Annotated in this window: 18 protein-coding genes; 10 read left to right on the top strand and 8 right to left on the bottom strand. The window is 62.8% G+C overall.

Annotated features, from left to right (window positions below):
- Nucleotides 1–5 precede the first annotated feature (5 nt).
- The gene (locus OGR47_RS11850; RefSeq protein ID WP_165053711.1) at nucleotides 6–986 is read right to left on the bottom strand and encodes a hypothetical protein; all 981 of its coding nucleotides are present in this window, start codon (nucleotides 984–986) and stop codon (nucleotides 6–8) included.
- 371 nt (nucleotides 987–1,357) lie between these two features.
- Between OGR47_RS11850 and OGR47_RS11845 the strand changes: the two genes are divergently transcribed.
- The 3 genes from OGR47_RS11845 (at nucleotide 1,358) to OGR47_RS11835 (ending at nucleotide 5,008) form a co-directional block, all read left to right on the top strand.
- Nucleotides 1,358–2,593: a M48 family metallopeptidase gene (locus OGR47_RS11845; RefSeq protein ID WP_165053715.1), complete on the top strand. Its 1,236-nt coding sequence runs from the start codon at nucleotides 1,358–1,360 to the stop codon at nucleotides 2,591–2,593.
- 33 nt (nucleotides 2,594–2,626) lie between these two features.
- On the top strand, nucleotides 2,627–3,523 hold the full coding sequence (locus tag OGR47_RS11840; protein ID WP_165053718.1) for a DUF2971 domain-containing protein: 897 nt from the start codon (nucleotides 2,627–2,629) through the stop codon (nucleotides 3,521–3,523).
- A 144-nt stretch (nucleotides 3,524–3,667) separates the two neighbouring features.
- Nucleotides 3,668–5,008, top strand: coding sequence for a PAS domain S-box protein (locus tag OGR47_RS11835; RefSeq protein ID WP_165053721.1), 1,341 nt, complete (start codon nucleotides 3,668–3,670; stop codon nucleotides 5,006–5,008).
- Here the strand turns inward: OGR47_RS11835 and OGR47_RS11830 are convergent.
- Complete coding sequence (locus tag OGR47_RS11830) at nucleotides 4,972–5,634, bottom strand: transglutaminase-like domain-containing protein (protein ID WP_165053725.1); 663 nt, start codon at nucleotides 5,632–5,634, stop codon at nucleotides 4,972–4,974. The two genes, OGR47_RS11835 and OGR47_RS11830, sit on opposite strands and share 37 nt — an antisense overlap.
- Nucleotides 5,635–5,958: 324 nt before the next feature.
- Here OGR47_RS11830 and OGR47_RS11825 point away from each other — a divergent pair, with 324 nt between their 5' ends.
- Genes OGR47_RS11825 through clcA form a run of 4 tightly spaced genes read left to right on the top strand, consistent with a single transcriptional unit; the run spans nucleotide 5,959 to nucleotide 13,991 of the window.
- Nucleotides 5,959–9,252, top strand: a complete 3,294-nt coding sequence (locus OGR47_RS11825; RefSeq protein WP_165053728.1) for a DUF2126 domain-containing protein — start codon at nucleotides 5,959–5,961, stop codon at nucleotides 9,250–9,252.
- Nucleotides 9,242–11,779 (top strand): circularly permuted type 2 ATP-grasp protein, encoded by a 2,538-nt coding sequence (locus tag OGR47_RS11820; RefSeq protein WP_306792339.1) that lies wholly within the window; start codon nucleotides 9,242–9,244, stop codon nucleotides 11,777–11,779. Before OGR47_RS11825 ends, OGR47_RS11820 begins: the two co-directional genes overlap by 11 nt.
- The gene (locus OGR47_RS11815) at nucleotides 11,776–12,663 is read left to right on the top strand and encodes a transglutaminase family protein (RefSeq protein WP_165053731.1); all 888 of its coding nucleotides are present in this window, start codon (nucleotides 11,776–11,778) and stop codon (nucleotides 12,661–12,663) included. Before OGR47_RS11820 ends, OGR47_RS11815 begins: the two co-directional genes overlap by 4 nt.
- The gene (clcA, locus tag OGR47_RS11810; RefSeq protein ID WP_165053734.1) at nucleotides 12,660–13,991 is read left to right on the top strand and encodes a H(+)/Cl(-) exchange transporter ClcA; all 1,332 of its coding nucleotides are present in this window, start codon (nucleotides 12,660–12,662) and stop codon (nucleotides 13,989–13,991) included. The genes OGR47_RS11815 and clcA overlap by 4 nt, the downstream gene beginning before the upstream one ends.
- Before the next feature lie 140 nt (nucleotides 13,992–14,131).
- On the opposite strand, the gene OGR47_RS11805 is transcribed toward clcA, so the two are convergent.
- Nucleotides 14,132–15,859, bottom strand: a complete 1,728-nt coding sequence (locus OGR47_RS11805; protein ID WP_165053737.1) for an MEDS domain-containing protein — start codon at nucleotides 15,857–15,859, stop codon at nucleotides 14,132–14,134.
- Between the two features lie 224 nt (nucleotides 15,860–16,083).
- Here OGR47_RS11805 and OGR47_RS11800 point away from each other — a divergent pair, with 224 nt between their 5' ends.
- The gene (locus OGR47_RS11800) at nucleotides 16,084–16,275 is read left to right on the top strand and encodes a hypothetical protein (RefSeq protein WP_165053739.1); all 192 of its coding nucleotides are present in this window, start codon (nucleotides 16,084–16,086) and stop codon (nucleotides 16,273–16,275) included.
- Nucleotides 16,276–16,321: 46 nt separating this feature from the next.
- Here the strand turns inward: OGR47_RS11800 and OGR47_RS11795 are convergent, their stop codons facing one another.
- From OGR47_RS11795 to OGR47_RS11785, 3 genes are all read right to left on the bottom strand, one after another.
- A complete protein-coding gene (locus tag OGR47_RS11795) occupies nucleotides 16,322–17,800 on the bottom strand; it encodes a DUF1236 domain-containing protein (RefSeq protein WP_165053742.1) in 1,479 nt (492 codons plus the stop codon).
- Nucleotides 17,801–18,305: 505 nt separating this feature from the next.
- Nucleotides 18,306–19,301 (bottom strand): helix-turn-helix transcriptional regulator, encoded by a 996-nt coding sequence (locus tag OGR47_RS11790; RefSeq protein ID WP_165053745.1) that lies wholly within the window; start codon nucleotides 19,299–19,301, stop codon nucleotides 18,306–18,308.
- Between the two features lie 464 nt (nucleotides 19,302–19,765).
- Nucleotides 19,766–19,912, bottom strand: a complete 147-nt coding sequence (locus OGR47_RS11785; protein WP_165053747.1) for a hypothetical protein — start codon at nucleotides 19,910–19,912, stop codon at nucleotides 19,766–19,768.
- 116 nt (nucleotides 19,913–20,028) lie between these two features.
- On the opposite strand from OGR47_RS11785, the gene OGR47_RS11780 reads away from it, so the two are divergent.
- Together OGR47_RS11780 and OGR47_RS11775 are read left to right on the top strand one after the other, a co-directional pair.
- Entirely contained in the window at nucleotides 20,029–20,460 is a 432-nt protein-coding gene (locus tag OGR47_RS11780; RefSeq protein ID WP_165053749.1) for a hypothetical protein, read from the top strand.
- A gap of 35 nt (nucleotides 20,461–20,495) precedes the next feature.
- Nucleotides 20,496–22,028 (top strand): PLP-dependent aminotransferase family protein, encoded by a 1,533-nt coding sequence (locus OGR47_RS11775; protein WP_165053751.1) that lies wholly within the window; start codon nucleotides 20,496–20,498, stop codon nucleotides 22,026–22,028.
- A gap of 631 nt (nucleotides 22,029–22,659) precedes the next feature.
- Here the strand turns inward: OGR47_RS11775 and haoB are convergent.
- Together haoB and OGR47_RS11765 are read right to left on the bottom strand one after the other, a co-directional pair.
- The gene (haoB, locus tag OGR47_RS11770) at nucleotides 22,660–23,607 is read right to left on the bottom strand and encodes a hydroxylamine oxidation protein HaoB (protein WP_165053753.1); all 948 of its coding nucleotides are present in this window, start codon (nucleotides 23,605–23,607) and stop codon (nucleotides 22,660–22,662) included.
- A 270-nt stretch (nucleotides 23,608–23,877) separates the two neighbouring features.
- The gene (locus tag OGR47_RS11765; protein ID WP_246729739.1) at nucleotides 23,878–25,524 is read right to left on the bottom strand and encodes a multiheme c-type cytochrome; all 1,647 of its coding nucleotides are present in this window, start codon (nucleotides 25,522–25,524) and stop codon (nucleotides 23,878–23,880) included.
- Nucleotides 25,525–25,580: the final 56 nt, after the last annotated feature.

Here is a 25,580-nt window from a genome sequence, read left to right as displayed (position 1 = left end):
CGTGGTTAGTATTTCATCGAGCAGTAGCCGCCGGAGGCGTTCACCCAGTTCTGCTGGATCAGATATTGCGCGCCGGCGAGCGTGACATTGTATTTAGAGCCGTTCGACGCCGTGGACGTCGTCCCGAACGTCCAGGCGCATTTATCGGCGTTTTCATAGCCCCTGGAATCGTACCAGGCGTTGAGCTGGGGATCGGTGACGGTCTCTTCCAACTCATGGGCGATGACGCTCGCCATGCCGTCGGCGCCAGGATTGTTATTGGGGCTCGACGCGCTCTGCGCCTCGCAGGCCGAGGGGCATTGGTCCGGATTGCCGACGAAGGAGTATTTGATGTCCTTGCCGCCGATCAGGCCGTGGTTGTGCCAGCCGCAATATTGGGTGCAGAAGCCCGAGCTTTCTTTCACGTCGGCGGAGGTCAGGACGAAGTAGACGCCGTTCGTGTCATTGGGCAGCGCATTGGTGGCGATCGCATTGGAAACGATCGACTGAACCGCGGTGTCGCTCAGCGTCGCGCCCTGGCTGTAATTGTCGGTCGCGGAGCCCGCGAATTTAACGAGGTTCGAAACGCGCGTTCCGGAGCCATTGTAATAGGTCGTGTTGATGTTGAAATAGGGGCTGCCGCCGATCGAGGCCGCGAGGTTCGGCAGGATTGTCTGGGCCGTATTGGTCCCCCAATTGCCGTACCAGATATAATAAACATTAGTCGTCCCGAGGATCAGCGGGCCGCCGTGATAGGAAATCCCATTCTTGTAAACGCCCGAGGAAACCTTCGGCGCCCAGGGCGGCGCAAGGATGCCGCGGCCGCGGCCATCGGGGACGCGCTCGCGCGTGTCCGGGGCGGCGCCCGAAGCCTTCTGCGCGGCTTCCGTCTGGATCCTCTCCTTATGGGCGTCGAAGCTCTCGACCGCATGCGCCCGCGTGGCGACCGTGGCGGCGGCCAGGCCGGAAAGGAAAAGGGCGGCAATGTTCTTTCTGGAACGACGCATGATTAGTCCACGCCTTGGCCTTCGCCTGCCGCGACGCGCCTTCTGGTTGGGGTGATTTCACAGCGGAGCGCTGCGACGGTGGGAGGGCCGAAATCACTTCGGCATATTCCCGAGCTTCCGTTTGTCTCGAAGGCTCGAGCGCCGCTGCATTGGGCGTGGCGTGAATTCCTAGAGAGCTTGTCTCGCCGAATGATTGAGACAAAGTTTCAATTTTTTCTGAAACCGAGTTCAGGCGAGAAGCGCAAAGCATTGTTCAAGCTGTCGAAAAGGCAAGCGACTGCGCACGGCCGGCGCTGTGAGGAACTCTACTCTGGCAAAGCTGGGACGAAGCGCCTATTTTTGATGAAAATCAGAAACTCGGAGTAGACAGAATGAGCGCCATGGGCGTCGTAATTTGTTTGGCCATCGCCCTATCGGCAGCGCTGGGCGTCTATCTGCGTAAACGCCAGACTGACAATGTCGCGGCGAACCGTGAGGCGGTGCCAGTTGATTTCGCCCGTGACGTCCCGCTCGACGAACATCGCCGGGCCGCCGACTACACCATCGCCCGCACGCGTCTCGCGATGGGAGAGACGCTCTACGAGGCCGCCGTCTCCATCCTGTGGCTTGCGGTCTGGATGGCGCCGCTCTACGCGCTAGTGTCGCAATTTCTCGCGCCGGGTCTGACGCGCAGCGTCGTCTTCGTGCTCGCCGTCGCGGGGTTTGGGCATCTCCTGGAGTTGCCCTTTTCCCTGACCAACGCCTTTTGGCTGGAGGAGCGTTTCGGCTTCAATCGCCTGACGCTGAAGACTTTCATTCTCGACGAAGCGAAGGAAGCCTTGCTCGGCGCCGCGATCGGCACGCCGCTGCTTTACGGCATGTTCTGGTTGCTCGGCGCCTTGCCCGACACCTGGTGGCTTGTCGCCTATGTCGCCTTCATGTCGCTCACCGTCGCCATGACCGTGATCTATCCGACCTTCATCGCGCCGCTCTTCAATAAGTTCACGCCGATGGAGGAGGGGACTTTGAAGGCCCGCATGGAGGCGTTGCTCGCCAAATGCGGCTTCGAGTCCAACGGCCTTTACGTGATGGACGCCTCCAAGCGCTCGGCGCATGGCAATGCTTATTTCACGGGCTTCGGCAAGGCCAAGCGCATCGTCTTCTTCGATACGCTGCTGGAGAAACACTCCGTCGACGAGATCGAGTCGATCCTCGCGCATGAGCTCGGCCATTTCAAATTCGGCCATGTGCGGGGCATGATTCTTCAGGCGGCGATCCTCGCCTTTGTTGGCTTCGCGGTGCTGTATTGGGCGTTCGGCAACGAGACCTTCGCGGGCTGGTTTGGCCTGCCCAATGATCCCGGCGTGGTGATCGTCGCGCTGCTGCTCGCCAAGGAGCCGCTCTCGCATCTGCTGCGTCCCTTGCTCGCCTGGCGCTCGCGCAAGAATGAGTTCGAGGCCGATGATTTCGCTCGGCAGATCGTTGGCAAAGAGCCGATGATCTCAGCCTTGACGCGTCTGACGCGCGACAATCTGTCGACGCTGACGCCCGACCCGCTCTATGCGACCTTCTACTTCTCGCATCCGCCGGTGCCGGTGCGCGTGGCGCAGTTGCGGGCGGCGGGGTGATATTCAAGAAAAGATAATCAAAGCGGGGAGCTTATGATTAAAGAAAAGTCAATCGAGGGGCTTTCTTCTTTCGGAGTTGTTGATGAGGCCTCGACCCCGATTTTATATCACTATTGCAGCGTGGATACATTCCTTGCAATCATCCAAAATAAATGTTTGCGTCTCTCAGACATAAACACAATGAATGACTTTCACGAAATGCACTGGGCATACAATAAATTTATTGCAGCTGCTAATGCTGATTTGGCGAACTACGACCGGAAATTTCTTGACGAAATTGATACAGTGCTTTCTGGCCTCCAGCTTTCCAGCCTTCCGCTCATAGGCTGCTTTTCAAGGGATGGGGATGTCCTCAGTCAGTGGCGGGCATACGCCGACGATGGCGCGGGAGTGGCTCTCGGCCTTGATACCTCGCTTCTTGGAAGGCTCGCAGTGCGTTTTGGTCAGGTTGTCTATGACGAAACCGAGCAGCTTGAATATTTTCGCAAATTTCTGTCTTTCGCACAGGCAATCTGGAAGGCCACAGATAGCAAGCCTGAACTACGCGGCGAGTTCAAGGAGTTCTTGTTTATTTTGGCATTTGATTCTTGTCTGATGAAGAATCCAGCGTTTTCTGAAGAAAAAGAGGTTCGTCTTATCAGGGCGACTATTGTTGAGATGCTGAAAGACGGACGTTGGAGTCTAAGAGATAGCGAAGGGAGCTCGGAGGATACCCGATCGAACGAAAAACAACAGATACGTTATCGCGCACGGAAAGGCGGTATCGTAGCTTACATCGACCTCCCCCTCGATGGGCTTGGCCCGCGTCTCGTAAAAGAAGTTGTGCTTGGTCCTCGCTCTCTCAACAATGGGATCGAAGTGAGCATGGCGCTCGCTTCCCAAGGCTTTGAAGGTTTCGAGGTCCGCCACTCCACCGCGACTTATAGGTGAGCGTCTTACGCGCTCCCTCCGCCCACCCTTGCAGTGGAGCTGGATGAAAAAAGGGCGGGCGCCGCCAGGCGTAACAATTTGGCGCGCGGCGCTCTCGTCCCGGCAGGCTTGGCCACTATGTGATCGCCTCATCGGAGGCGAGAGATGCGCATCGATACGGCGCTGGGCGCGCGGCTGTCGCCAGTCGTCAGGCGACGGAGCCCCCTGGCCGCATACGGGGTCGCGTTGGCGGCGGTAGCGCTGGCGGCGTGGGTTCGCTGGGCCGCGGCCGGTCCGCTAGGGGCAGGCGTTCACTTCATTACTTTTTTCCCCGCGGTGTTGATCGCCGCGGTTGTAGGCGGATTCGGGGTCGGCCTTTTCGCGACGGCGGCGTCGATGGTCGCGATATGGGTTCTCTGCCTGAACCGCACTGTCGCCGGAATATTCGGCCCGCCGCCGACGGATACTGCTCTATTTGCCTTCGGCTTGGTCAGCGTTGGGACTGTCTCCGTCGTTTCATTCTTCGAGCAGACGATCGACCGCATCGCCGCCCAGGCGCATAACCAGCACTCTCTCATCGAGTCGGCGCCCAATGGCATCGTCATCGTCGGCGAGGGCGGGGCCATCATCGGATTGAACCACAGCGCGGAGGCGCTCTTCGGTTATGAACGCTCCGAGTTGCTCGGCAAGCGCGTGGAAATTCTCGTGCCCGCCAAATCTGCCAGTGTTCACGTCGGCTTGCGTAAGAAATTTCAGCGGGCGCCCGAGACGCGCGCCATGGGCGCTGGACGCGATCTGAGCGGGCGGCGCAGGGACGGCAGCGAGTTTCCCCTCGAAATCGGCCTCAATCCCATCGAGTGGGACGGCCAGAGGGCCGTGCTTGCGACAGTGACGGATATTACCGAGCGCAAGCAGCACGAGGAGCGGCAGGCGATTCTGGCGCGCGAATTGGAGCATCGCGTCGGCAATATTTTCGCGGTCATTCTCGCCACCATCCGCCGCACTTTGATCCGGGGACGAAACATCGTAGAGGCGGCGCAGATTTTGACGCAGCGCGTCCAGCTGATGGCGGATGCGCATGCCGTGCTCTCAGAATCGATGTTCAAGAATATTCCGTTGAATAAGCTGATCGACATCGGCGTCGGCAGCTTCAAAGACCAAATCGCGTCAAAGGGCGTCGACATCGCCGTGAATGCGCGCGCCGCTCAAGCCATTTCCTTCATCGTTCACGAGCTCGTCACCAATGCGGTGAAGCACGGCGCGCTGTCCTCGCCGCGCGGCGCGGTCGCGATCGAGAAAGCGATCGAGACAGTCGACGGCCAATCGTTTTTTGTTTTCCAATGGTCGGAAAGCGGAGGTCCGCCCGCCGTGACCACGATGCGCAAGGGGTTCGGCTCTTTCATCCTGCTGGAGACGCCCAGGCAATTTGGCGGCGAGGCGGCGTTGGATTTCGGCGAGAAGGGGCTGACCTATCGGCTGCGGTTGCCGTTGGAGGCGATCAGGTGAGGCAAGACGGTTACGTCGGGTAGGTTGAGGAAAACCGCTTCATCGCTCTCGCAGGCCTCGAGCGTGCGCGTAATCTCGTTGAGCGGCTCGGGCCAGATTTCCGGCAGTTGAAATTCTCCCAGATGTGAGAGAGCGAAGGCCAGGAACTCCCCCGGCGGATCGAAGCGCGCGTCTATGCCCGGCTTGTTTCCCCGCGCATCGAGACGCAGCCAACCGTGATCTTCGAGGTAGACCGCGTTCAAACCGTGAAGGCAGTAGGTCGCGGCCGCCTCATCGAGGATGAGGCGTTGATAGCAGAGGCCGGCGGGGATGTGGTTGGCGCGCAGCAGCGCAGCCAGAAGATGGCTTTTGGCGTAACACCATCCCGTGCCTTCCAGAAGAACCTCCGACGCTTTGCACGTTGGCTTGCCGCTGCGTCGGTCGTCCCAGCTATGACGGATGTCGTCGCGAACGAATGTGAAGGCGTTGCGGACAAGGTCCGTCTTGCTTTGCGCGCCGTTTGCGATACGCGCGGCGGCTTCGGCGACGGCAGGATGGTCGACGTCGATATATTTGCTGGCGTCGAGGAATTTGTTTTTCAAAGGATGAAGCTCGCTCTCAGGGTCGATCTTAGGAAGATTTACCATGGTCCAGTGTCATTCCCGACGCTCGCTTTAGCGAGCGATCGGGAATCCAGAGCCAAACCAGCGCTTTTGTGGCTCTGGATTCCCGGTCGGGCCTGCGGCCCGCCGAGAATGACACCTCCCAACGCGAGCCGTTCAAGCGTAAATAGTATAATTCCAACCCGCCGCCCGCCGCTTGTGCAACTTCTGCCCAACCCCCGGTCATCCTGCGGGAATTGCCGTCAAAATCCGCAGATTGCCTGCGGATTGGATTGACTTCCCCGCTTGCGCTCCCGCTAATTCGCTGCTGCGGCGCAATATGCCGTTGTCGCGAAGGCGGTGATCCCTTTGTCTATTCAGGTCGCGCTTCACCACGTCACGCATTACAAATACGACCGTCCGGTCGCCCTCGGACCCCAGATTATCCGTCTGCGGCCAGCGCCGCATTGCCGGACCCGTGTCGCCGGCTATTCGCTGAAAATCCTCCCCGCCGAGCATTTCATCAACTGGCAGCAGGACCCGCACGGCAATTGGCAGGCGCGGCTCGTCTTTCCCGAGAAGACGCGCGAGTTCAAGATCGAGGTCGACGTCATCGCTGAGATGGCGGTGTTCAATCCCTTCGACTTTTTCATCGAGCCTTACGCCGAAGAGTTTCCCTTCGTCTATGACGCGGAGCTTGCGACCGAGCTTGCCGCCTATCTCGAAATCGAGTCCGCCGGCGCCGCGCTCGACGACTATGTGAACACGATCCCGTGCGAGAAGCGGCGCACGATCGACTTTCTTGTCGATCTCAATATGCGCCTCCAGCAGGACATCAGCTATGTTATCCGCATGGAGCCCGGCGTGCAGACGCCGGACGACACGCTGGCGCAGCGTTCCGGCTCCTGCCGCGATTCCGCGTGGCTGCTCGTGCAGATTTTACGGCGGCTCGGCTTCGCGGCGCGCTTCGTCTCCGGCTATCTCATCCAGCTGAAAGAGGACGTCGATCCGATCGAGGGCCCCAAGGGCACGGATCACGATTTCACCGATCTTCACGCCTGGGCGGAAGTCTATTTGCCGGGCGCGGGCTGGATCGGCCTCGACGCGACCTCGGGCCTCTTTTGTGGCGAGGGGCATTTGCCGCTGTGCGGCGCGCCGCATTACCGCTCCTGCGCGCCGGTCTCCGGACTGGTGGAGCCCGCAGAATGCGACTTCGCCTTCGAGATGCGCGTCGACCGCATACGCGAGGCGCCGCGCATCACCGCGCCTTTCTCGGATGCAGCCTGGGAGCGGCTCGATCGTCTCGGCGAAAACATCGACGCGGATTTGCAGGCGCAGGACGTGCGCCTCACCATGGGCGGCGAGCCGACCTTCATCTCGATCGACGATTTCGAGTCGCCCGAGTGGAACACGGCGGCGGTGGGTCCAACCAAGCGCGCGCGTTCGGATGATCTCATCCGCCGCCTGCAAAACCGTTTCGGCCCCGGCGGTTTTCTGCATTACGGACAGGGTAAATGGTATCCGGGCGAGAGCCTGCCGCGCTGGGCTTTCGCGCTCTATTGGCGCAAGGACGGCAAGCCGATCTGGAAAAATCCCGCGCTGGTCGCGGGCATGTCTCCCAATTCGAATGTGGCCAACGCCGTCAACGCGGGGCGCTTCAGTTTCGAGCTCGCCAAGACGCTCGGTGTCGGCAAGGATTATGTGATCCCGGCCTATGAAGACCCCGCGCTTTGGATGGTGAAAGAGGGGCAGCTGCCGGTCAACGTCGATCCGCTCGATCCCAAGATCGAAGACCCCGAAGAGCGCGCGCGCATGCTGCGCGTCTTCGAGCGCGGCCTCTCGACGCCGACCGGCTATGTGTTGCCGATCCAGCGCTGGAATGCGCGCGCCGAGCCGCGCTGGATGTCGGAGCGCTGGCCGTTGCGCCGCGGTAGACTATTCCTGGCGCCGGGCGACTCGCCCGTCGGTCTGCGCCTGCCATTGAACGCGTTGCCCTGGGTTCCGCCTTCCGTCTATCCCTATGTCCATAACCAGGATCCGTTGGAGGATCGTGGACCTTTGCCCGATCCGTCGCATCTCCAGCAGGTTTACAGTGAGACGCGGTCGAGCCGGGGCGAGCAGCTCGGCCAGTCGGCTGTCGAGGGCATTGTCCGAACGGCGCTCGCGGTCGAGCCGCGCGACGGCGTTCTTTGCGTCTTCATGCCGCCCTTGGAGCGGCTGGAGGATTATCTCGAGCTGCTCGTCGCCGTCGAGACAACGGCGGAAGATCTCGGCATGCCGCTGCATATCGAAGGCTATCCGCCGCCGGTCGATCCGCGTCTCGAAGTTATCAAGGTGACGCCCGACCCCGGCGTCATCGAGGTGAATGTGCACCCCGTCGCCTCATGGCGTGAAGCGGTCGAGAACACCAGCGCGCTTTACGAAGAGGCGCGCGACGCGCGGCTCACCACCAGCAAATTCATGACGGACGGGAGATGCGCCGGCTCGGGCGGCGGCAATCACGTCGTGCTCGGCGGCGTCACGCCGGCGGACTCGCCCTTCCTGCGCCGGCCCGATCTCTTGAAGAGCCTCGTGCTCTATTGGCAGCGGCACCCTTCGCTGTCCTATCTGTTCTCGGGCCTCTTCATCGGCCCGACGAGCCAGAGCCCGCGCATCGACGAAGCGCGGCACGACGCGCTTTACGAATTGGAGACTGCGCTCGCCAATACGCCGGGGCCGAATGATTGGGGCTATCCGATCTGGCTCGTCGACCGGCTCTATCGCAATCTGCTCGTCGACGTTTCCGGCAATACGCATCGCTCGGAAATCTGCATCGACAAGCTCTATTCGCCCGATGGGCCGACGGGCCGTCTCGGCCTCGTCGAGTTCCGCGCCTTCGAGATGCCGCCGGACGCGCGCATGAGCCTCGCTCAGCAATTGCTGCTGCGCGCGCTCGTCTCCTGGTTCTGGCGCGAGCCGCAGGACGGCGATTGCGTGCGCTGGGGAACGGCGCTGCACGATAAATTCATGCTGCCGCATTTCGTCTGGGCCGATTTCCTCGGCGTGCTCGATGATCTCAAGAGCGCGGGCTACGGCTTCGAGGCGGAGTGGTTCAAGGCGCAATATGAATTTCGGTTCCCGCTCGCCGGCCGCGTCGAGCATGGCGGGGTGCAGCTCGAAATCCGCCACGCGCTCGAGCCCTGGCATGTGATGGGCGAGGAGGGGGCGGCGGGCGGCACGGTGCGTTATGTAGACTCCTCTGTCGAACGTCTCGAAGTGCGGGCGAGGAACATCGTGCCCAACCGCCATGTCATCGCCTGCAACGGCCGCCGCGTGCCGCTGCACTCGACCGGAACGCCCGGCGAGGCCGTCGCCGGCGTGCGCTTCAAGGCGTGGCAGCCGGCGTCGGGCATGCATCCGACGATCCCCATCCATGCGCCGCTCACCTTCGACATTGTCGACAGTTGGAGCAACCGGTCGCTGGGCGGCTGCGTCTATCACAGCGCGCATCCGGGCGGGCGCAATTACGACACCTTCCCGGTCAATTTTCACGAGGCCGAGTCGCGGCGCCTCTCGCGCTTCCAGGGCCACGGCCATACGCCCGGCCGCATCGAGCCGCCGCGCGAGGAGCCCGCGGGCGAGTTCCCGCTGACGCTGGATTTGCGGAGGCGATTTGGCCGTTGAACTCGACGCGCCGGTGAACGACGCCGAAGCCGCTCTGGGCGAAGAAGCCAGGCGACTCGCGGCGTGGATCGCCAATTATAAACCGATGCCGGGCGTCCCCGACGAGCTGATCGGCCCGGACGGGCGCCCACGCGCCCATTGGACGACGCTGCTCGAGACTCTGGCGGGCCTCGGGCGGCAGGGCGTCGAGAACCGCTTCGCCGCCGCCGCGCGCCGCATCAACGACATGGGCGTGACCTATCGCGTGCGTGGCGAGGCGCGCGAGCGGCCCTGGCCTTTGGGCCGCCTGCCGCTACTGCTCACCGAAAGCGAGTGGTCGGAGATCGCGGCGGGCGTCGCCCAGCGCGCCGAGCTGCTCGATCGCATTCTCCATGACGTCTATGGCGACGCCCGCCTGATCTCGGAGGGCGCGCTTCCGGCGGCTGTGGTCGCCGGCTCGCCGGAATTCATCCGCCCGATGTGCGGGGTCGCGCCCGTCGGCGGGCGCTGGCTGCGCTTCTATGCGGTCGACATCGGGCGCGGCCCGGACGGCAAATGGTGGGTGCTCGGCGACCGCGCCCAGGCGCCCTCGGGCGCCGGCTACGCCATCGAGAACCGTCTCATCCTCGCGCGCGCCTTCCCGAGCCTCTATCGTGAGATGAAGGTGCGCCGGCTCGCGGGCTTCTTCCGCGATTTCCGCGCCGGGCTCGCGGCGGCCGCGACGCGCAACGATCCGCGCATCTGTCTCATGACGCCGGGGCCGTGGAGCGAGACCTATACGGAGCAGGTCTATCTCGCGCGCTATCTCGGCTTTCTTCTGGTCGAGGGCGAGGATCTCGCGACGAGCGAGGGCAAGCTGCATGTGCGCACGGTCGCGGGGCTGAAGCGCGCCGACGTGGTCTGGCGGCGCGTCGACGCCGATTGGCTCGATCCGCTCGAGGCGAACGCCGCCTCGCGGCTGGGGGCGCCCGGCTTTTTCGACGCCATAAGGCGCGGCTCGGTCGCCATGGCCAATATGCCGGGCGCGGGGCTCGTCGAATCGCGCGCGCTGATGAGCTTCCTGCCGGCGCTGGCGCAACGGCTCATGGGCGAGAGCCTGCGGCTCCCTAATGTCGCCACCTGGTGGTGCGGGCAGGAGGCGGAGCGGGCCGAAATCCTACGCGATTTCGACAGCCGCGCCATCGCCGGCGCCTTCGGCGACAAAGCGGAGGGGCTCCTGGGCGCGTCCGCCGCCGTCGGCGCGGAGCTCGACGCGGCGCAAAAGGAGCGGCTCATTGCCGCGATCAATGCGCGCGGCATGGATTATGTCGGGCAGGAGGTGGTGAAGCTCTCGACCACGCCCGCCTGGGACAATGGCGCGCTGACGCCGCGGCCTTTCTCGCTGCGCATTTTCGCCGCCGCGACGCCCGAGGGCTGGAAGGTTATGCCCGGCGGCTTCTGCCGCGTCTCGGATCGCCGCGACGCGCGCGCCATCACCATGGGCGCCGGGGCGCAAACGGCCGACGTCTGGGTCATCGGTCAAAAGGCGTCCGAGCATGCGACCACGCTGCTGCCGCCCAATAATGATGTTCCGGTCGTGCGCGTTCCGGGCCATCTGCCGAGCCGCGCCGCCGACAATCTCTTCTGGATGGGCCGCTATCTGGAGCGCGCGGAAGCGACGTTGCGCATCGTGCGCTGCCTCTGTAACCGCATGACGGAGATTCAGAGCAACACGATACAGGGGCGCCAGCCGATCGAGCGTTGCGAGCGTCTGCTCTTCGACTGGGGCGCCGCCGCGCCTTTCGCCGCCGCGCATCCGGGCGCGATCATCGCGCTCACCGCCGCGAGCAACGCCGATTTCTTTGGCTCAGCGCGCGCCGTTGTCGGGGAGGCGAGGCGCGCCGCCTCCATCATCCGCGAGCGCTTGTCGCAAGACATGTGGCAATTGCTCGTGCGGCTGGAGGCGCGGCTCGAAAGCGCGGCGGCCCGCCCGCCGCTGGAGCCGGAAATATTGGAGCTCACGGAGCGCGCCTTGCAAACGCTCGCGGCGCTCTCGGGCCTCATGGAGGAGAATTTCAACCGCGTCTCCGGCTGGGCTTTCATCGATCTCGGCAAGCGCATCGAGCGCGCCATCAACACGTGCCGATTTACCCGGCAATTTGCGGATAATGATGCGACGATCGAAACGCTAGACGCATTACTGGAGCTTGTTGATTCTCACATCACCTATCGCTCGCGCTATCTCGCGGGGGCGGCGCTGGCGCCGACGCTCGACATTGCATTGCTGGACCCATTCAATCCGCGTTCGGTCGCCTTTCAGATGCGGAGAATAGACGAACATCTGGCTTCGCTCCCGGCGCTCGTCGACGACGGCATGATGGAGCCGCAACGCCGCCTCGCCGTGTCTCTGCGCGCCGATTTGGAGGCCGAGGACGCGCGTTGCCTCGACGGCAAGCGGGTGGCCGTCGTCGAGCAGCGGCTGATGGCGCTAGCCAATGCGGTTTCTGAACGGTATTTCTCGCATTCCAGCGACCCGGCGCCAGCCGACAAGCGATCCAAGCTCGCGTGATCTACGACATCAGCCACGTCACGACCTACAGCTATGAGACCGCCGTCGCCTCGACGCGCTGCGCGATCCGGCTCACGCCGCGTGACGGCAAGGGCCAGCGGGTCCTGCGCGCACGCGTCGACGCCGCGCCGTCGCCCGAGACAACGCGCGAGAGCGTCGATTTCTTTGGAAATCGCGTTGTGGAGGCGACGATCCGCGAGGCGCATGAGACATTGCGCATTTCCGTTTCGGCGCGGGTCGAGGTGGCGCGCGAGGAGCCGCCGGCGGCTGGACTGACTCCCGTGTGGGAGACCATTCCCCGCGCCGCGATGGCGACGCGCTCGCTGAACCGGGAGTCGCCCGCGCATTGGCTTTTCCCAAGCCGACAGGCGCCGCTTTACGCGCCTGCTACCGATTACGCTCGCGCGAGCTTTCCCGCCGGCCGCCCCGTGCTCGAAGGCGCGCAAGAGCTGATGCGCCGCATCAAGGCGGATTTCGCCTATGATCCCGAGGCCACCCATGTGGCGACGCCGCTCGAAGAGGCTTTCGAGGCGCGTGGCGGCGTGTGCCAGGATTTCGCGCATATCATGATCGCGGGGCTGCGCGGCCTCGCGCTGCCGGCGGCCTATGTCAGCGGCTATATTCGCACCGAGCCGCCGCCGGGAGAGGCGCGTTTAGAGGGGGCCGACGCCTCCCACGCCTGGGTCGCCGTGTGGTGCGGCGAGCCCTTCGGCTGGATTCACCTCGATCCGACCAATGCAATGTATGCGGACGATAATCACATCGTTGTCGCGATCGGCCGCGATTACGCGGATGTGTCGCCAATTGACGGCGTGATCGTCGGGGCAGGGCGCCAGGCGCTCTCCGTCAGCGTCGACATCAAACCCGTGGGCGAGGCGCGATGAACATGCGCGCCGAGGTCGAGAGCGAGGTCGCAGCCGAGAGCGGCCATATGAGCCTTTTCTTTCTTTCGGTCCTGGCGCTCCTCGTCGGCGGCCTGGCAGGGCTTGTCGGCGCGATGTTTCGACTGGCGCTGATGGCGGCGGATCGTTTGCGCGACGCAATTATCCAATGGGCGGAGGGCGGGGCGGTCGTTGGGTTTCTCGTCGTCGTCGGTCTCTGCGCGATCGCCGCCCTCATTTCCGTCTGGATGGTGCGCCGCTTTGCGCCGCATGCCTCGGGGAGCGGCATTCCGCATGTCGAGGCTGTGCTGCATGGTGAGGCCGCGCCGGCGCCCTTCATCCTGCTGCCCGTAAAATTCTTCGGCGGCTGTCTCGCCATCGGCGCCGGCCTCGCGCTCGGGCGCGAGGGGCCAAGCGTGCAAATGGGCGCCGTCATCGGCCATCTGACCGGCGACGCCTTCCGGCGCAGCAAAGCGGATAATTGCGCGCTGCTTGCCGCGGGGGCAGGGGCGGGGCTCGCCACCGCCTTCAATGCGCCCATGGCCGGCGCCGTCTTCGTGCTGGAGGAGCTGACCCAGAAATTCGACCAGCGCGTCGCCATTGCGGCTTTGGCGGCGTCCTCGACCGCCATCGCCGTCGCTCATCTGCTGCTCGGCGACGCGCCTGATTTCACCATTCCCAAGCTCGCCTATCCTGCGGCCTCGATCGGCCCGCTGTTTTTTATCCTCGGCGCGGTCATGGGGTTGTTCGGGGTCGTCTACAACAGGGTTTTGCTCGCCACGCTCTCCGCCGTCGAGCGGCTTCGGCTCTCTCCCGAGAACAAAGCGGCGATGATCGGCGCAATGGTGGGCGCACTTGCCTGGTTTGCGCCGGGGCTCGTCGGCGGCGGCGACGCCTTCACCCAGGTTGCGATTTCAGGCTCGCAGGATGTGTTCTTTTTGCCCTTCGTGCTGGCGCTGAGATTTGCGCTCGGCGCCGGTTCCTACAGCTCGGGAACGCCGGGCGGCATTTTTGCGCCGCTCCTTGCCCTGGGCGCGCTGGCGGGACTCTTTTTCGGCGTCGTCTGCGGGCTGTTGCTGCCTGGGCTCGATATTCAGCCGCAAGCCTTCGCCATTGTCGGTATGACCGCCTTATTTACGGCCGTGGTGCGCGCGCCGCTCACCGGCATCGTGCTCGTCACCGAAATGACAGGTGCGGTGTTCCTGCTCTTGCCGATGCTCGCCGCCTGTTTCCTGGCCATGTTGGCGCCAACGCTGCTGAACGATCCGCCCATCTATCACTCGCTGCGCGAGCGGCTCATCGAGCGAGAGCGAGTCCGCGAGCAGGGTTAGGCTTGTATCTCGATCGTTTCCCCGTCATTCCCGACGCTCGCGAAGCGAGCGATCGGGAATCCAGAGCAAAACTAGCTACTCTGACTCTGGATTCCCGGTCGGGCTTTCAGCCCGCTGGGAATGACAAAGCCGCAAGTGCGCTACTCCGCGGCTTCCTCGTAGCTGCCGATTGCGTCCATCAGCGGCAATGTGAAGCTGAACACCGCCCCGGATTCGCGATTGGGTTGCGCCCATATCTTCCCGTCATGCGCTTCGATGATCACGCGCGACATCGGCAGTCCGACGCCCATGCCGCCTTCCTTTGTCGAGGGCGAGGGCTCGAACAGCTGGCTCTTGATATGCTCCGGAATTCCCGGGCCGCTATCCGAGATGTCAATTTGGATTCTCTCGTCTTCGGTTGTGCGGGTCGAGATAACGAGGCGGCGAGCTTGTGCGTCCGTCATCGCTTCCTTGGCGTTCTTGATCAGATTGGTGAGAACCTGTTGGATCTGAACACCATCGACGAGGACCGTATCCTTGCTGGCGCCGAGGTCGAGAATGATCTCGGCGTTGCGGTCCTTGAACGAAGTCGAGAAGCACTCGCATGTCTTTTCGATCAATTCATGGAGGCTTAGAATGAGCTTGTTGGGCTCGCCATGAGAGGCGAGGCCGCGTAGGCTGCTGATGATGCGTCCAGCGCGGTCCACTTGCGCCGATGCGCGCGCCAAGGCTTCCTCTATTTTGAGCTGGCGCTTCTCGGGCGGAATCTCGATTAGGCGCTCGGCCACCTTGAGATAGGTCTTCATCGCCGAAAGCGGTTGGTTGAGCTCATGCGCGAGCCCGGCCGCGATGCCGCCCATCGCCGCCAGGCGATCGATCTGTATCTGCTTGAGGCGCGTCTCGGCCCGATATTTCTCGGACAGGTCGCGGACGCTTCCGACGAATAGGGGAGCGTTATCGTGGTGGGTCGCCGCCAAGGTGATCTCGGCGGGGAACAGCTCGCCGGTTTTGTGCCGCCCCTTTGTCTCCTTGCTGGCCTTGAATTTATGCTCGCTGAGATCGGTCGCCCATCTCTCTGGCAGGATCGACAGAATGTCCGCGCCCAGAAGCTCGTCCTCTCCATAGCCGAACATGTTCGCGCCCGCGGCGTTGATCGAATAGATCGCGCCGGCGGCGTCGAAAGCGATGATTGCGTCCTGGACGGTCTCCAGGATCGCATGTTGCCGTCTTTGGCTTTCGCGCAGGGCGCGGCCCATGCGTCCCCGGTTCGCGCTTTTGAACGACAGCCAGCGACCTTGCTCATTGACGACCGCAAAGTCGTGGTTTGCGACGACGTCGAAAATCTCGCGGGGACTGCACGAGGACAATGGATAAGCGCAGAGCGCCAGTATGCGCTTCGATCCCATCACGCGATCGACCATCGACTCGTAATGGATGAATCCCTGCCAAGCGACTTTCTCGAGCCAGAACGTATCGCCAGTCAGGCGCAGCCCCTCGAAGCCGCGCCGCTCTGCGGCCGCGAGCTTGTCCGTCCATGCGCGAAGCACGCGATCCGCGTCGAATTCGCCATCCTGGAGGTACCAGTCTGCGTAGCTGATAATTTCGAGCTGGCCGGAGCCGATAAACGAGTCGAGATCGGGAACCGCCGCCCTCAGCGCGGCCTTGGCTTGCTCGACGTTTACCAGCTCGGAGGTTACCCACATGCAAAATTCGTCTGCGGCGAGGCCCTCGGCGAAATAGGGCATCAGAATCTCGATCAGCTCTTCCGCAGTGTTGTACAAAAGGCAAAAATGCGATCCCCAAGGCAAATCGCCCACGGTCTCGATGCCGGATTTTCGGGGAGGCTCGTATCGCAAATCGCGAGGGTAGTCGCGCGTATAGTCGTCCACCTTTTGATCCCCTACTCACTACGCGAATGTCAGTTGTATGTCGCCTCAGCTTACACAAGCACCGGCAAGGACGACACTAAAATGTGCAGCAAATTGTTGGGCTTCCGCTGTTATCGCTCAGCTGATGCTTTGGTCTGAACCGAAGATGAATATCCGTTTCAGAGAGAGTTCAGCGGGCTTGTGCGATTGATCTCGCGTCTTGGGGACAACATGGAGCTTAAGACATGAAAAGCGCTCTCTTCTCTCTCGCCCTTCTCATCGCCGGCGCCGCTTTCGTCCAACCGAGCTTCGCCGCCACGGAAGAGCCGGCCCCGGCCGCGAGTGAGCCTGCCAAGCCGAAGCCCGTCAAGCATAAGGCCCATCGGCATCATGGGCATGAACGCCACTCTTCGCTCGTGAAAGGGCACAAGGCGTAAGGTCGAGAAACGGCGCCGGGCGGAAAAAAGCCCGGCGCCGCTTTGATCACTTCGGCTCCTCGACAATGTCCACCACCACGTGGCTATCGGGATCGACGAGCACGACCTGATCGTTGAGGACGAAGTAATCGTAACGTTCGATATCCGGCGCATCGAGAGCGACGTTTCGCGGCACGGGCGCGAGATCGACGGAATCCGGCACACGGTCGCCGACATGGACGCAGACCTGGCGCAAATTCTCGCGCGCCTGTCTCATCACGCCGCGATAGAGCGCGCGTTCCTGGCGGGCGTCCAGCCGCACGCGCGGGGCGTAGCCATAGGTTTCACCGCCTCGCTCCCGCCGGCCATACGCGCCGCCACCTTCCCGCTGGCCATATTCGCGACCGCGCGCGGCGCCATATCGGCCGCCTTCACGGCGCTCATAGCCGCCGCCATAACGGCCTTCTCGCTCCTCGTAATATCCTGAGCCGCCTGGCATCGGCCCGCCGACGTCGAGCAGGCTGACGACCCGGCGATCGCTCGGATCGATGATGGCGATCTCATTCTCCACCTGCACGAAATCATAGCCGCGATATTGCGGGACGATGGAGACCACTTCCGGAGGCAGCGGGGCGAAAGTCACATTGGGCGGCGCAACGACGCCAATGCGGGGATCGAATTCATTGCGCGAGATCCTTTGCGCGCCGCGCTGCTCGATGATGTCGCGCACGCGGCTTTCCTGGCGCGCGTTCAGCTGGACGCCGCCACGCTGCGCCTCCCGCCCGGCGTAACCGTAAGTTTCCCGTCCTTGCACGCCGCCCTGGGGCGTCGCCTCTGCGCCGCGTTTCATTTCCTGGCCGGGAGTAAGTTCGCCTGCGCCGGGAGTGCGCTCAGCGGCTCCGGGAGCGCGTTCGGCTGCGCCAGGCGCGCGTTCGGCTGCGCTTTTGTTGCGTTGCTCGGGGCTCGCCGCTCTTTGCCGCTCGTTCTCAGTCGCCGCGGGGCCGGTCCGTTCGGCGCCTTCATTCGGCGAGACGCCTGCGCGTCCGGTCTTCTCCTGCTTTTCGGGCTCCTTCGCCCCTTGCTTTTCGGCCTTCGCGCCTTGCGTTTCCGCGCCAGGATGACCGGCCGGCGTTTGCCGGGCGCCATGGTGCTGGCGCCGTTCGGCTTTCGCATTAGGGGTCTGTTCGGCGTTCTCGTTCACGGCGCCATGCCGCTCATCCTTTTTCTCGCCGTGTTTCGCGGCGGCGCCATGTTCCTCGAGGCGGCGCTCCTCCGAACGCGCAGCCTTTTCGCCGGGCTCATTGGCGCCAGACGGGCCGGCCTTCCGCTCTCCCTGGACCTCGCCGCGCTCGCGATTCTGCATCTCGCCATGCTGCTCCCGCGCGCCCGGCTCGGCCGGCTTGGCATGGTGCGTCGCAGGCTCTTCCTTGGCGGGTTTTGGCGGCTCGCCGCCGGTCTGGTCCCGGGCGGTGTTCTGGGCGTAGCTGGGGGCTATCCCCAGAGACAACGCCGTAATGGCGACAGAGAGAAAAAGCCTGGCTCGCATTGCGGTCTCCATCCGAGGCGCGGGCGGAGCGCCGCGCCTGCTTTGGGCGGGTGATGGCCTGCAACGCGCGTCAGGGCTGTTTGTTCGCATGAATCCAGCGCGGAGCCGTCTGAGAGCGGCGCAACGTCGCCACCCGAGCGCAAGCTCAGGCCAGGCGGCGGCGCAGGCGCCTCGGAGCGTCGAAGAAGCTTGGCGAGGCGCGTTAGGGCTTGACAAAAAGCAGCCCCTCCGATGTACTGATCGACGCATAAAGCTGCAAATAACGACGCCATCAATGGCGTTTCCCAGAGGGAGGTTCAAATGGGTTGGCTGATTCCCGCTTGCATGTTGGCTATGATCGTCATCTCCGCTGTGACCCTGACGCGCCTCTAATCGCGTAAGGTAAGTGGATGACCGGCCCGGAGCGGTCCGGTTTTCGAGGGCCGTCAGCGTGGGAGCGCTGACGGCCTTCTTTTTTTCAGCCAGTTGTTCCGTTGGCGAGAATGCCGGTCGCAGAAAGCGCTCGTCAGCCCCTGGCCCGCTTGAGCGTTTGAGACGGCAGCTCCCCATATCTGGCGCGATATTTCGAGGAAAACTGCCCGTGGTCGGGAAAACCGCAGTCCATGGCGATCTCGATCACTGACGTCGAATCACTGGGGAGCGACAGGCGATCGCGCGCATTTTCCAGACGGCATTCCATCAGATAGTCGCGGGGCGAGCAGCCGTAGCTTTTCTTGAAATTGTCCTGCAAGCTCCGCATGCTCATCCCGAGCGAGACGGCGAGCCTCGATAGTTCCACAGGCTCGGCCGCATGGGCCTTGATATAGTCTCGGGCCTTACGGATGGGCGATCGGCCCGTGTCACGGGCCGCCGCGCTGATCTTGCGCGCGACGGCGGGAAAAAGCGCAACCGTTGCGAGCGTTTGCAGGGTCTCATCATAGCCTGCACGCGCGAGCTGGCCGAGACCGGTCGCTTCGAGAGCGAGAATCTCGGACATGACGAGCCTCATATTGCGGGCGAGCGTGGCGTAGAGCGGATCGGACAGATCGAATGTCGTCGCCATGCCCTTGAAAGGCGTTGCGCTGAAGGGAAGGCCGGTAAGCCTTTCTGCCTGCGCCACCGCCGCCGACATCGGAAGATGAAGGCTCAGGCTCATGACTTGGGGAAGCTGCATGTCGACGGTTTCGAACGGTGGCCAGATGGCCCCGTTTCGCCCTGCAGCCAAACTGTGGCTTTCGCCAGCGATTTTGTAAGATATCGCGCCCTTCAGCGGGACAAAGACGAGCGCGGCGTTGGAGGGAGGACGCCGAAGGAAAACCTCGGATGTTTCGGTTGCAACCAATACCGCCTTGCCCAGCCGCACGGCTGTGCATCGCAACCGGAACGCGTCCTTGCTCCCGAGGAGCGAGACGGACAAGTCTTGCCCAAACATGGCGCTGAGGCGTTCAGCGGCCGCTTCGGGGCTTTTCGCTTGAATCGTGGCGACGCCCAGCGCGGGCTTTTGCAAGTCGCTGTGACCCATCAACCGACCTTCGATTAGGCGAATAGCCGCAAAAGCTTGACCCAAACACAGTCGGGCAGACGGTTGCTTAATGTCAACGGAGGCGGGGCGCGGGCGGCCGCGATAGCGCGCTTTTCAACGGGTTTGTTTTCCGTCGCCGCGTTGGAGAAAAGACGGCCTGTCCGGGAGCGCCCCCCATGGGACAGGCCGTCGATTCCCTCTCAAATCCCGCCCTGAAAGACAGCTGAATGGCTTCTCTCAAACGAGGAAATTGCTAATGCCAAAGCGGTCCTGGGCCAAGCTTGACCATTGCGGGAACATCGTTCCCCGGATAAAGCCGACATGCCGTTGCAAAGAAGACACACGCACAGCGCCGGCCCCAAGAGCGGCGCTTACGGGCGCTCGAGCCTTTTTGGCCAACCGAGGGCTGTCCTGGGGGATGTTTGGAGTGGGCGAGAGCCCGGGGCAGGCTACGGCGCTATCGATCAGCCATAAATCCAGCCGACGATCGCCGCGCCGAAGAAGAAGCCAACGCAGCCGATGATGATAACCTTCACTAGCCCGTCCGGCATGTCTGCCTGCTCCTCGCCAAAACGGCCCGTCGCTACATCCGCGCTCGGGCCGCTTTCCAAGGGCGACCGCTTCCCGCGACGCCCTCGCGGAAGATAAGGAGGCGCGCCCTGGTTGGCAAGGCGAGCGCAATAGGTGGCCCGTCGCTCAGCCGGCAAAAGCGGCTACGAGCCTAAGAGTGAAAATGCTCGCCAGCTCCATCGCGAGAAAGAGGAGAGATGCGACGGCAGGTCTCATCGACGTCGTCCCAGAATTAATCGTGGAGGGCTTTGCCGAGCTGGCTCTCGACGGCGGCCGCGCGCTTTCCCGGATCATGCGCCTTACGTGGCTTGCCGGTCTCCGCGAAACTGGAAACGAAGCCCAGCGCGAGAAAGCCGACCCAAAAGATGGCCGGAGCAATTTTCGATTTCGCCAGCATCATTTTTCTTCCTCCCGCTTTTCTCTGGATTTCAAGAATTCCGAAAGTATTGTTCGGAGCAAAGCGCCAGATGCGCCTCGGCGGATGGCGCCAGGCAGGTCTTTTTCACGGCGCGTGCGGTGGCGCCAGGCGAGTGTGTGGAAGTGGATCTATGCGGTCGCAAAAGAGCGCCTTAATCCTCGAATAGAATAACCAGCGCGGCGCCAACCCTGGGCGGGAATGGCTAAATGACGAGCATCGCCTCTCTCGGTCGTCTGACTCCGGTGATCCGGAGCGGCCAAGTGCAACTCTCGATCATGCTCAAGGAGTCCGATAAGGGGACTCTGCAGACGCAGATCTTCGACCAGATACGCGCCATGATTCTAAACGGCCGGCTGCGCGGCAACGACCCGTTGCCGACGACGCGCGAGCTGAGCGCGCAGCTTGGCGTCTCGCGCAACACGGCGGTGCTGGCCTATGAGCGGCTGATTTCGGAAGGCTATATCCGCACCAAGCCCTATGTCGGCACTTTCGTCGCCCCTGACCTGCCGGACACGGCTTTCTTTTCGTCGGCGTCCGAGCAAGCCGCGCCGCCCGCGCCGCTGCAGCTCAAGGACGGCGGCCTGGCGGAGCCTTTACGCGAATTGCGCACGCACCGCCTTGCCGACTCCGGGCGGCGGCGGCTCGTCGCCGATTTCTGGGTGGGCAAGCCCGATGCGCGCAGCTTTCCGCTGAAAGCCTGGTCGCAGCACATCAAGGCGCGGTTGAAATCGGCGGGCTCCGATCTGACGACCTACAATGACCCGGCCGGGCTCCTGGAACTGCGCCAGGCGATCGCAAAACATCTCGCGCCGGCGCGCGGCGTCGTCTGCGACGCCGAGCAGATCATCATCGTCGGCGGCTGCCAAGACGGCTTCAACCTGGTTGGGCGACTTCTCGTGACGCCCGGCTCGGCCGCTGTGGTCGAATCGCCATGCTATCAGGGCGCCGCCTATGTGCTGGAAAGCCTCGGCGCGAAGCTGTATCCGGTGCCGATCGACCGCGATGGGCTCGATGTGACCAAGCTGCCGCAGGTTGCGGGCGCCGTCGCCTATGTGACGCCGTCGCATCAATATCCGGTGGGCGTGACGCTGAGCCTGCAGCGCCGCATCGAGCTTCTTGCATGGGCGACGCAATATGACGCCTACATCATGGAAGATGATTACGACAGCGACTTCCGCTTCGTCGGATCGCCGCTAACGGCGCTGAAAGGCTTGGACCGCAACGAGCGCGTGATTTATCTCGGCACCTTCTCGAAATGCATGGGGCCGGGGCTGCGGCTCGGCTATGTGGTTGCGCCGCGCCGTCTGGTCGACAGCTTCCGCCGCATGAAAATGCTGATGAACAATGGCCAGAGCTGGCTCGAACAGGCGGCGATGGCCGACTTCATGTCGAGCGGCGAATTCGGGCGCCATTTACGCCGCATCCGCCAGCTTTATCGCGAGCGGCGCGACGCCTTGCTGGCGTCCCTGCACAAGCATTTCGGCGAATGCGAGATTTACGGCGAGCAGGCCGGCATGCATCTCGTGTGGAAGCTGCCCGACCGTTTCCCCAGCGCGGCGGAAGTCGAGGCCAAGGGGCTGGCTGCGGGCGTCGGCGTTTGCTCGCTGGCGACAGGCTCGGCGTTGCGGTTCGATCAAAACGATGGGGGCGACCGGTTGCTCATGCTGGGTTTTGTTGCGCTCACTGAAAAAGAGATCGAGGAAGGGATTGCGCGGCTGGCGACGGCGCTTCGCAGCTAAAGCGCGCTTCGCCGCGAGCGAAATGCGTGCGCTTTCATACGGATCGGCTGGATTGGGTCGTTGTCATTCCCGACTCTCGCGGCGCGAGCGATCGGGAATCCAGAGCAAAAACAGCGCTCTGGTGGCTCTGGATTCCCGGCCGGGCTTTCAGCCCGCCGGGAATGACAAGTCCCCATGCGAGCTGTTCAAGCGGAAACGGTATCATCAGCTGGTTTGGCGTGCCATAGTCGGCCATGACCAATGAAAAGCCGGACCAGAATTATACGGTAAGAGTGCGCTCCAGAGGGGGCGCTGGCCATAACGCCATGTGGCAATGGGAAGTCTACGTGGCGGGAAATGCCCTTCCGGTTGAAAAAGGCCTCTGTAAAGGAGCGGAGGCGAAGGCCTACCAAACCGCTCAGGCGGCCATGGCGCGCTTGTCCGAGCGGCGCGCGCGCACGCCGCAATAAGCAGGGCTTTTGTCTAATATGAGATTGGCTTGATTGGTTCGTTGTCATTCCCGACTCTCGCGGCGCGAGCGATCGGGAATCCAGAGCAGAAACAGCGCTCTGGTGGCTCTGGATTCCCGGTCGGGCTTTCAGCCCGCCGGGAATGACAAGCCCCAATGTGAGCTGTTCAAACGGAAATGGTCTCACTTCAACCGATAAATCCACCAGCCCTTATGCTGATACACGAGCTCCAGCCTCTCCAGCTGCGCCGGATTTGAGGTCGAAAAAGGCAGGAGCTTGGCGATCAACGCGTCGCTGTCGCCCTTGCGCGTGAAATAGTGCAGCCGCGTCGCGCCGCCGATCGGCTCCACCGCGAAGCCGCCGTCGATCTTCTGCTCGCGCATCCACTGCGTCGCTGATTTGATGACGCCATGCGACACGCCTGACGACGGAAAATCCTTATAGGCGATGGACAGGCGCTCGGGCCGCGCGGCGGCCGCCTTCCAGACATCCGAAATATGCACGGCCACATAGGCGGGCTTGCCGGCTGCGATTTCGGACAAGATGTCGGCGCCGCGCTTTTCATCCGAGAGGAGCGCGTCGATGAAACGGTCGAATATTTCCGATGATTTCGGGGACGCTCCCGCACCCCAGCGCGCCTGCTCGATGCCCTGCGCGTCGGACCACGCCGCGGGAATGAGCAAACCGCTTGCGCGCGCGTCGTCGAGCGGCGCGTTGCGCTTTGCGGCGAGGCGAATGGCGCGCGACAAATCCCACCAGGCGAGAACGACGGCGTCTTCGCTCGCGTGATCGCGAATGGCCGCCAGCACTTTCGTAATGTCAGCGGTGGAGACGTCCGAAAACAGGATCGGCTCCGTTACCTCATTGCGCCAGACGAGCGGGGTCAAGCGCTCGCCCTCGCGCGCGACGAGGCCGGCGGCGATGGGGCGCCGTTCCTGGGAGACCGAGATCTCGATCCGTTGCAGCGAGTCGGGCGCAAGGCCAAGGCTGGCGACTTCTTTCGCCGCATCTTGGGGCGCGGCGGCAATCGTCAGCGTGTAGTGGGATGCGGGGCGTAGGCTCGAATACCCCGCCCAGCCGAGCAAAGCGAAGCCTATGGCGATGAGCCCGACGCCGACGATAGTTTTCATGCATCCTCATGCAGTCGAATGTGACGAACAGCAATTCGGTGTCATTCCCGACGCTCGCAAAGCGAGCGATCGGGAAGCCAGAGCAAAACTAGCGCTTTTGCGGCTCTGGATTCCCGGTCGGGCTTTCAGCCCGCCGGGAATGACAAGTCCCATGCGAGCTGTCTCAGGCGGAAATGTACCCGTCATTGCGAGCGAAGCGAAGCAATCCAGAGCAGCGATCGCGGCCCTGGATTGCTTCGTCGCTTTGCGCCTCGCAATGACGAGAGGCTCCTATTGGCGCTTCCTTCTCAGCAGGAACGCGCCGCCCAGCAACACGGCGATGGCGCCGAGGCCCGCGGCGATCATGCGCTGCTGAGGCGAGTCGAATTCGAGATCGCCGCGCTTCTCGCCAGAGATGCGCTTCAACTCCGTGCGAATCTCCGCCGCCTCGCGCAAGCGCGTATCCTCGTCATTGATCTTCGCGGCGCTTTTGACGAGCTGCGACCAGCCTTCGGAATAGGTGTAGCCGCCGGGGTTCATATGCGCGAGCGCCTTATAGTGCTTGATCTGATGGTGCTCCCACATTTCGGCGAACTCATATTCCACGGCCGAAGGATTATTGCCCTTCTGCCAGAAGAGCTGGAAGAAGGCGCCGGCGTCGTCCTTCTCCGGCGCGGGGGGCGCGGGGCGGTTCGTCTTCTGGCCCGGCAGCAACTTGTCGTTATAGAGCTTCACCAGCACGCTGCGCGATTTCTCGGTGATTTCGAGCCCGGAGATGACGCCCTTGTCCATGCCGTCGAGATAGGCGCGCGCGAAACTGTCGGAGTGGCAGTTCGAGCAGGTCGAGACCCAGGATTCCTTGCGCGCCGTGAACCAGGGGTGGTTCAGATTATCGGCGATCTTCGGCATGGGCATGAAGGCCCAGCGCGCCTTGCGCACCATATTATGCGTGAACTTGCCCTGATATTCCATGTGGCAGAACTGGCAGGTCGGCGCGTTCATATGGCCCTTGTCGAGCGCGTCGGCCAGACGGGCGTTCCAGTCCCATTGGTCGCCGCGCGCCTGATAGACCGTGCCATGCTTCGAGAGCATGTAGCCCTCGAATTCATTGTGATCGACGCCATTGTGGCACTGCGCGCAGGCCTGCGGCTTGCGGGCCTCCACCGCTGAAAATTCGTGGCGCGTATGGCAGGAGTTACACGTCGTCTGCGGCGTGTGACAGAAAGTGCAGCCCTCGGCCACCTCACGCTGCTCCATCGCCGCCCAAATGGCGTTCTCGACATTGGCCTTATAGGAGAGTGCGTGTGACGGATGGCCCGGCTTCCACTGGTCCTGCGGCCAGGTGAAAGTGTCGCGCTCGGATTCGCGCTCGGCGAATTGCTGCACGTGACACTGGCCGCAGGCGGCGGCGTCGGGCATTTTCAGCTCGGTCTTATGCTGGCCGTGATCCTGGCCGACGCCCATGTGGCAGTCGATACAGCCGACTTCCTTCAGCGTCTCTCCGGCCTTGAGCTTGCCCATCGACTGAAGGTTCGCTTCGACCTCCTTGATCATCGCCTTCTTATAGGCGCGGGAGTCGCTCTCTGGCAGATTGCGGATTTGGTCCAGATTGCCATGGACGCTCCTCTGCCAGCTGTGAGTCCAGCCGGGGGAGGTCTGCTGGTGGCACTCCACGCATTGGCCGCGCGAAGCGTCGACGTCGATCGTCTGCGGCGGCTTATAGAAGGAATGCGGGTTCAGATATTTTGAGATCGGGATCGGCTCCCAATATTTGGACAGCGATCCCTTGCCCGCGCCCTGGGCTTCATCATGATAACGCTTTTCCAGCGCATCATAGAGTTCCTTGGGCGTCGCGCCCTTGGAAACGCCGAGGGCCTTGTAGGTCTCGTCGGGCGTCTCTGCGCGCCCCGGCGCGAGCGAGGCTGTAAGGACGCTCATTAGCATGAGAATGCCAACGCATAAGCGCCGGCGCAGAATCGCTCTAAATTTCCACA

This window comes from Methylocystis sp. MJC1 (assembly GCF_026427715.1).
In the GTDB taxonomy this organism is placed as follows: Bacteria; Pseudomonadota; Alphaproteobacteria; order Rhizobiales; family Beijerinckiaceae; genus Methylocystis.
The sequence above is the reverse complement of the archived record's forward strand: the minus strand, read 5'-3'. Positions and strand labels throughout refer to the sequence as shown.

What these genes read in the sequence shown, in the direction of transcription:
- OGR47_RS11850 (WP_165053711.1), bottom strand. Translation starts at nt 986, where the DNA reads ATGCGTCGTTCCAGAAAGAACATTGCCGCCCTTTTCCTTTCCGGCCTG.
- OGR47_RS11845 (WP_165053715.1), top strand. Translation starts at nt 1,358, where the DNA reads ATGAGCGCCATGGGCGTCGTAATTTGTTTGGCCATCGCCCTATCGGCA.
- OGR47_RS11840 (WP_165053718.1), top strand. Translation starts at nt 2,627, where the DNA reads ATGATTAAAGAAAAGTCAATCGAGGGGCTTTCTTCTTTCGGAGTTGTT.
- OGR47_RS11835 (WP_165053721.1), top strand. Translation starts at nt 3,668, where the DNA reads ATGCGCATCGATACGGCGCTGGGCGCGCGGCTGTCGCCAGTCGTCAGG.
- OGR47_RS11830 (WP_165053725.1), bottom strand. Translation starts at nt 5,634, where the DNA reads ATGGTAAATCTTCCTAAGATCGACCCTGAGAGCGAGCTTCATCCTTTG.
- clcA (WP_165053734.1), top strand. Translation starts at nt 12,660, where the DNA reads ATGAACATGCGCGCCGAGGTCGAGAGCGAGGTCGCAGCCGAGAGCGGC.
- OGR47_RS11800 (WP_165053739.1), top strand. Translation starts at nt 16,084, where the DNA reads ATGAAAAGCGCTCTCTTCTCTCTCGCCCTTCTCATCGCCGGCGCCGCT.
- OGR47_RS11795 (WP_165053742.1), bottom strand. Translation starts at nt 17,800, where the DNA reads ATGCGAGCCAGGCTTTTTCTCTCTGTCGCCATTACGGCGTTGTCTCTG.
- OGR47_RS11790 (WP_165053745.1), bottom strand. Translation starts at nt 19,301, where the DNA reads ATGGGTCACAGCGACTTGCAAAAGCCCGCGCTGGGCGTCGCCACGATT.
- OGR47_RS11775 (WP_165053751.1), top strand. Translation starts at nt 20,496, where the DNA reads ATGACGAGCATCGCCTCTCTCGGTCGTCTGACTCCGGTGATCCGGAGC.
- haoB (WP_165053753.1), bottom strand. Translation starts at nt 23,607, where the DNA reads ATGAAAACTATCGTCGGCGTCGGGCTCATCGCCATAGGCTTCGCTTTG.
- OGR47_RS11765 (WP_246729739.1), bottom strand. Translation starts at nt 25,524, where the DNA reads ATGAGCGTCCTTACAGCCTCGCTCGCGCCGGGGCGCGCAGAGACGCCC.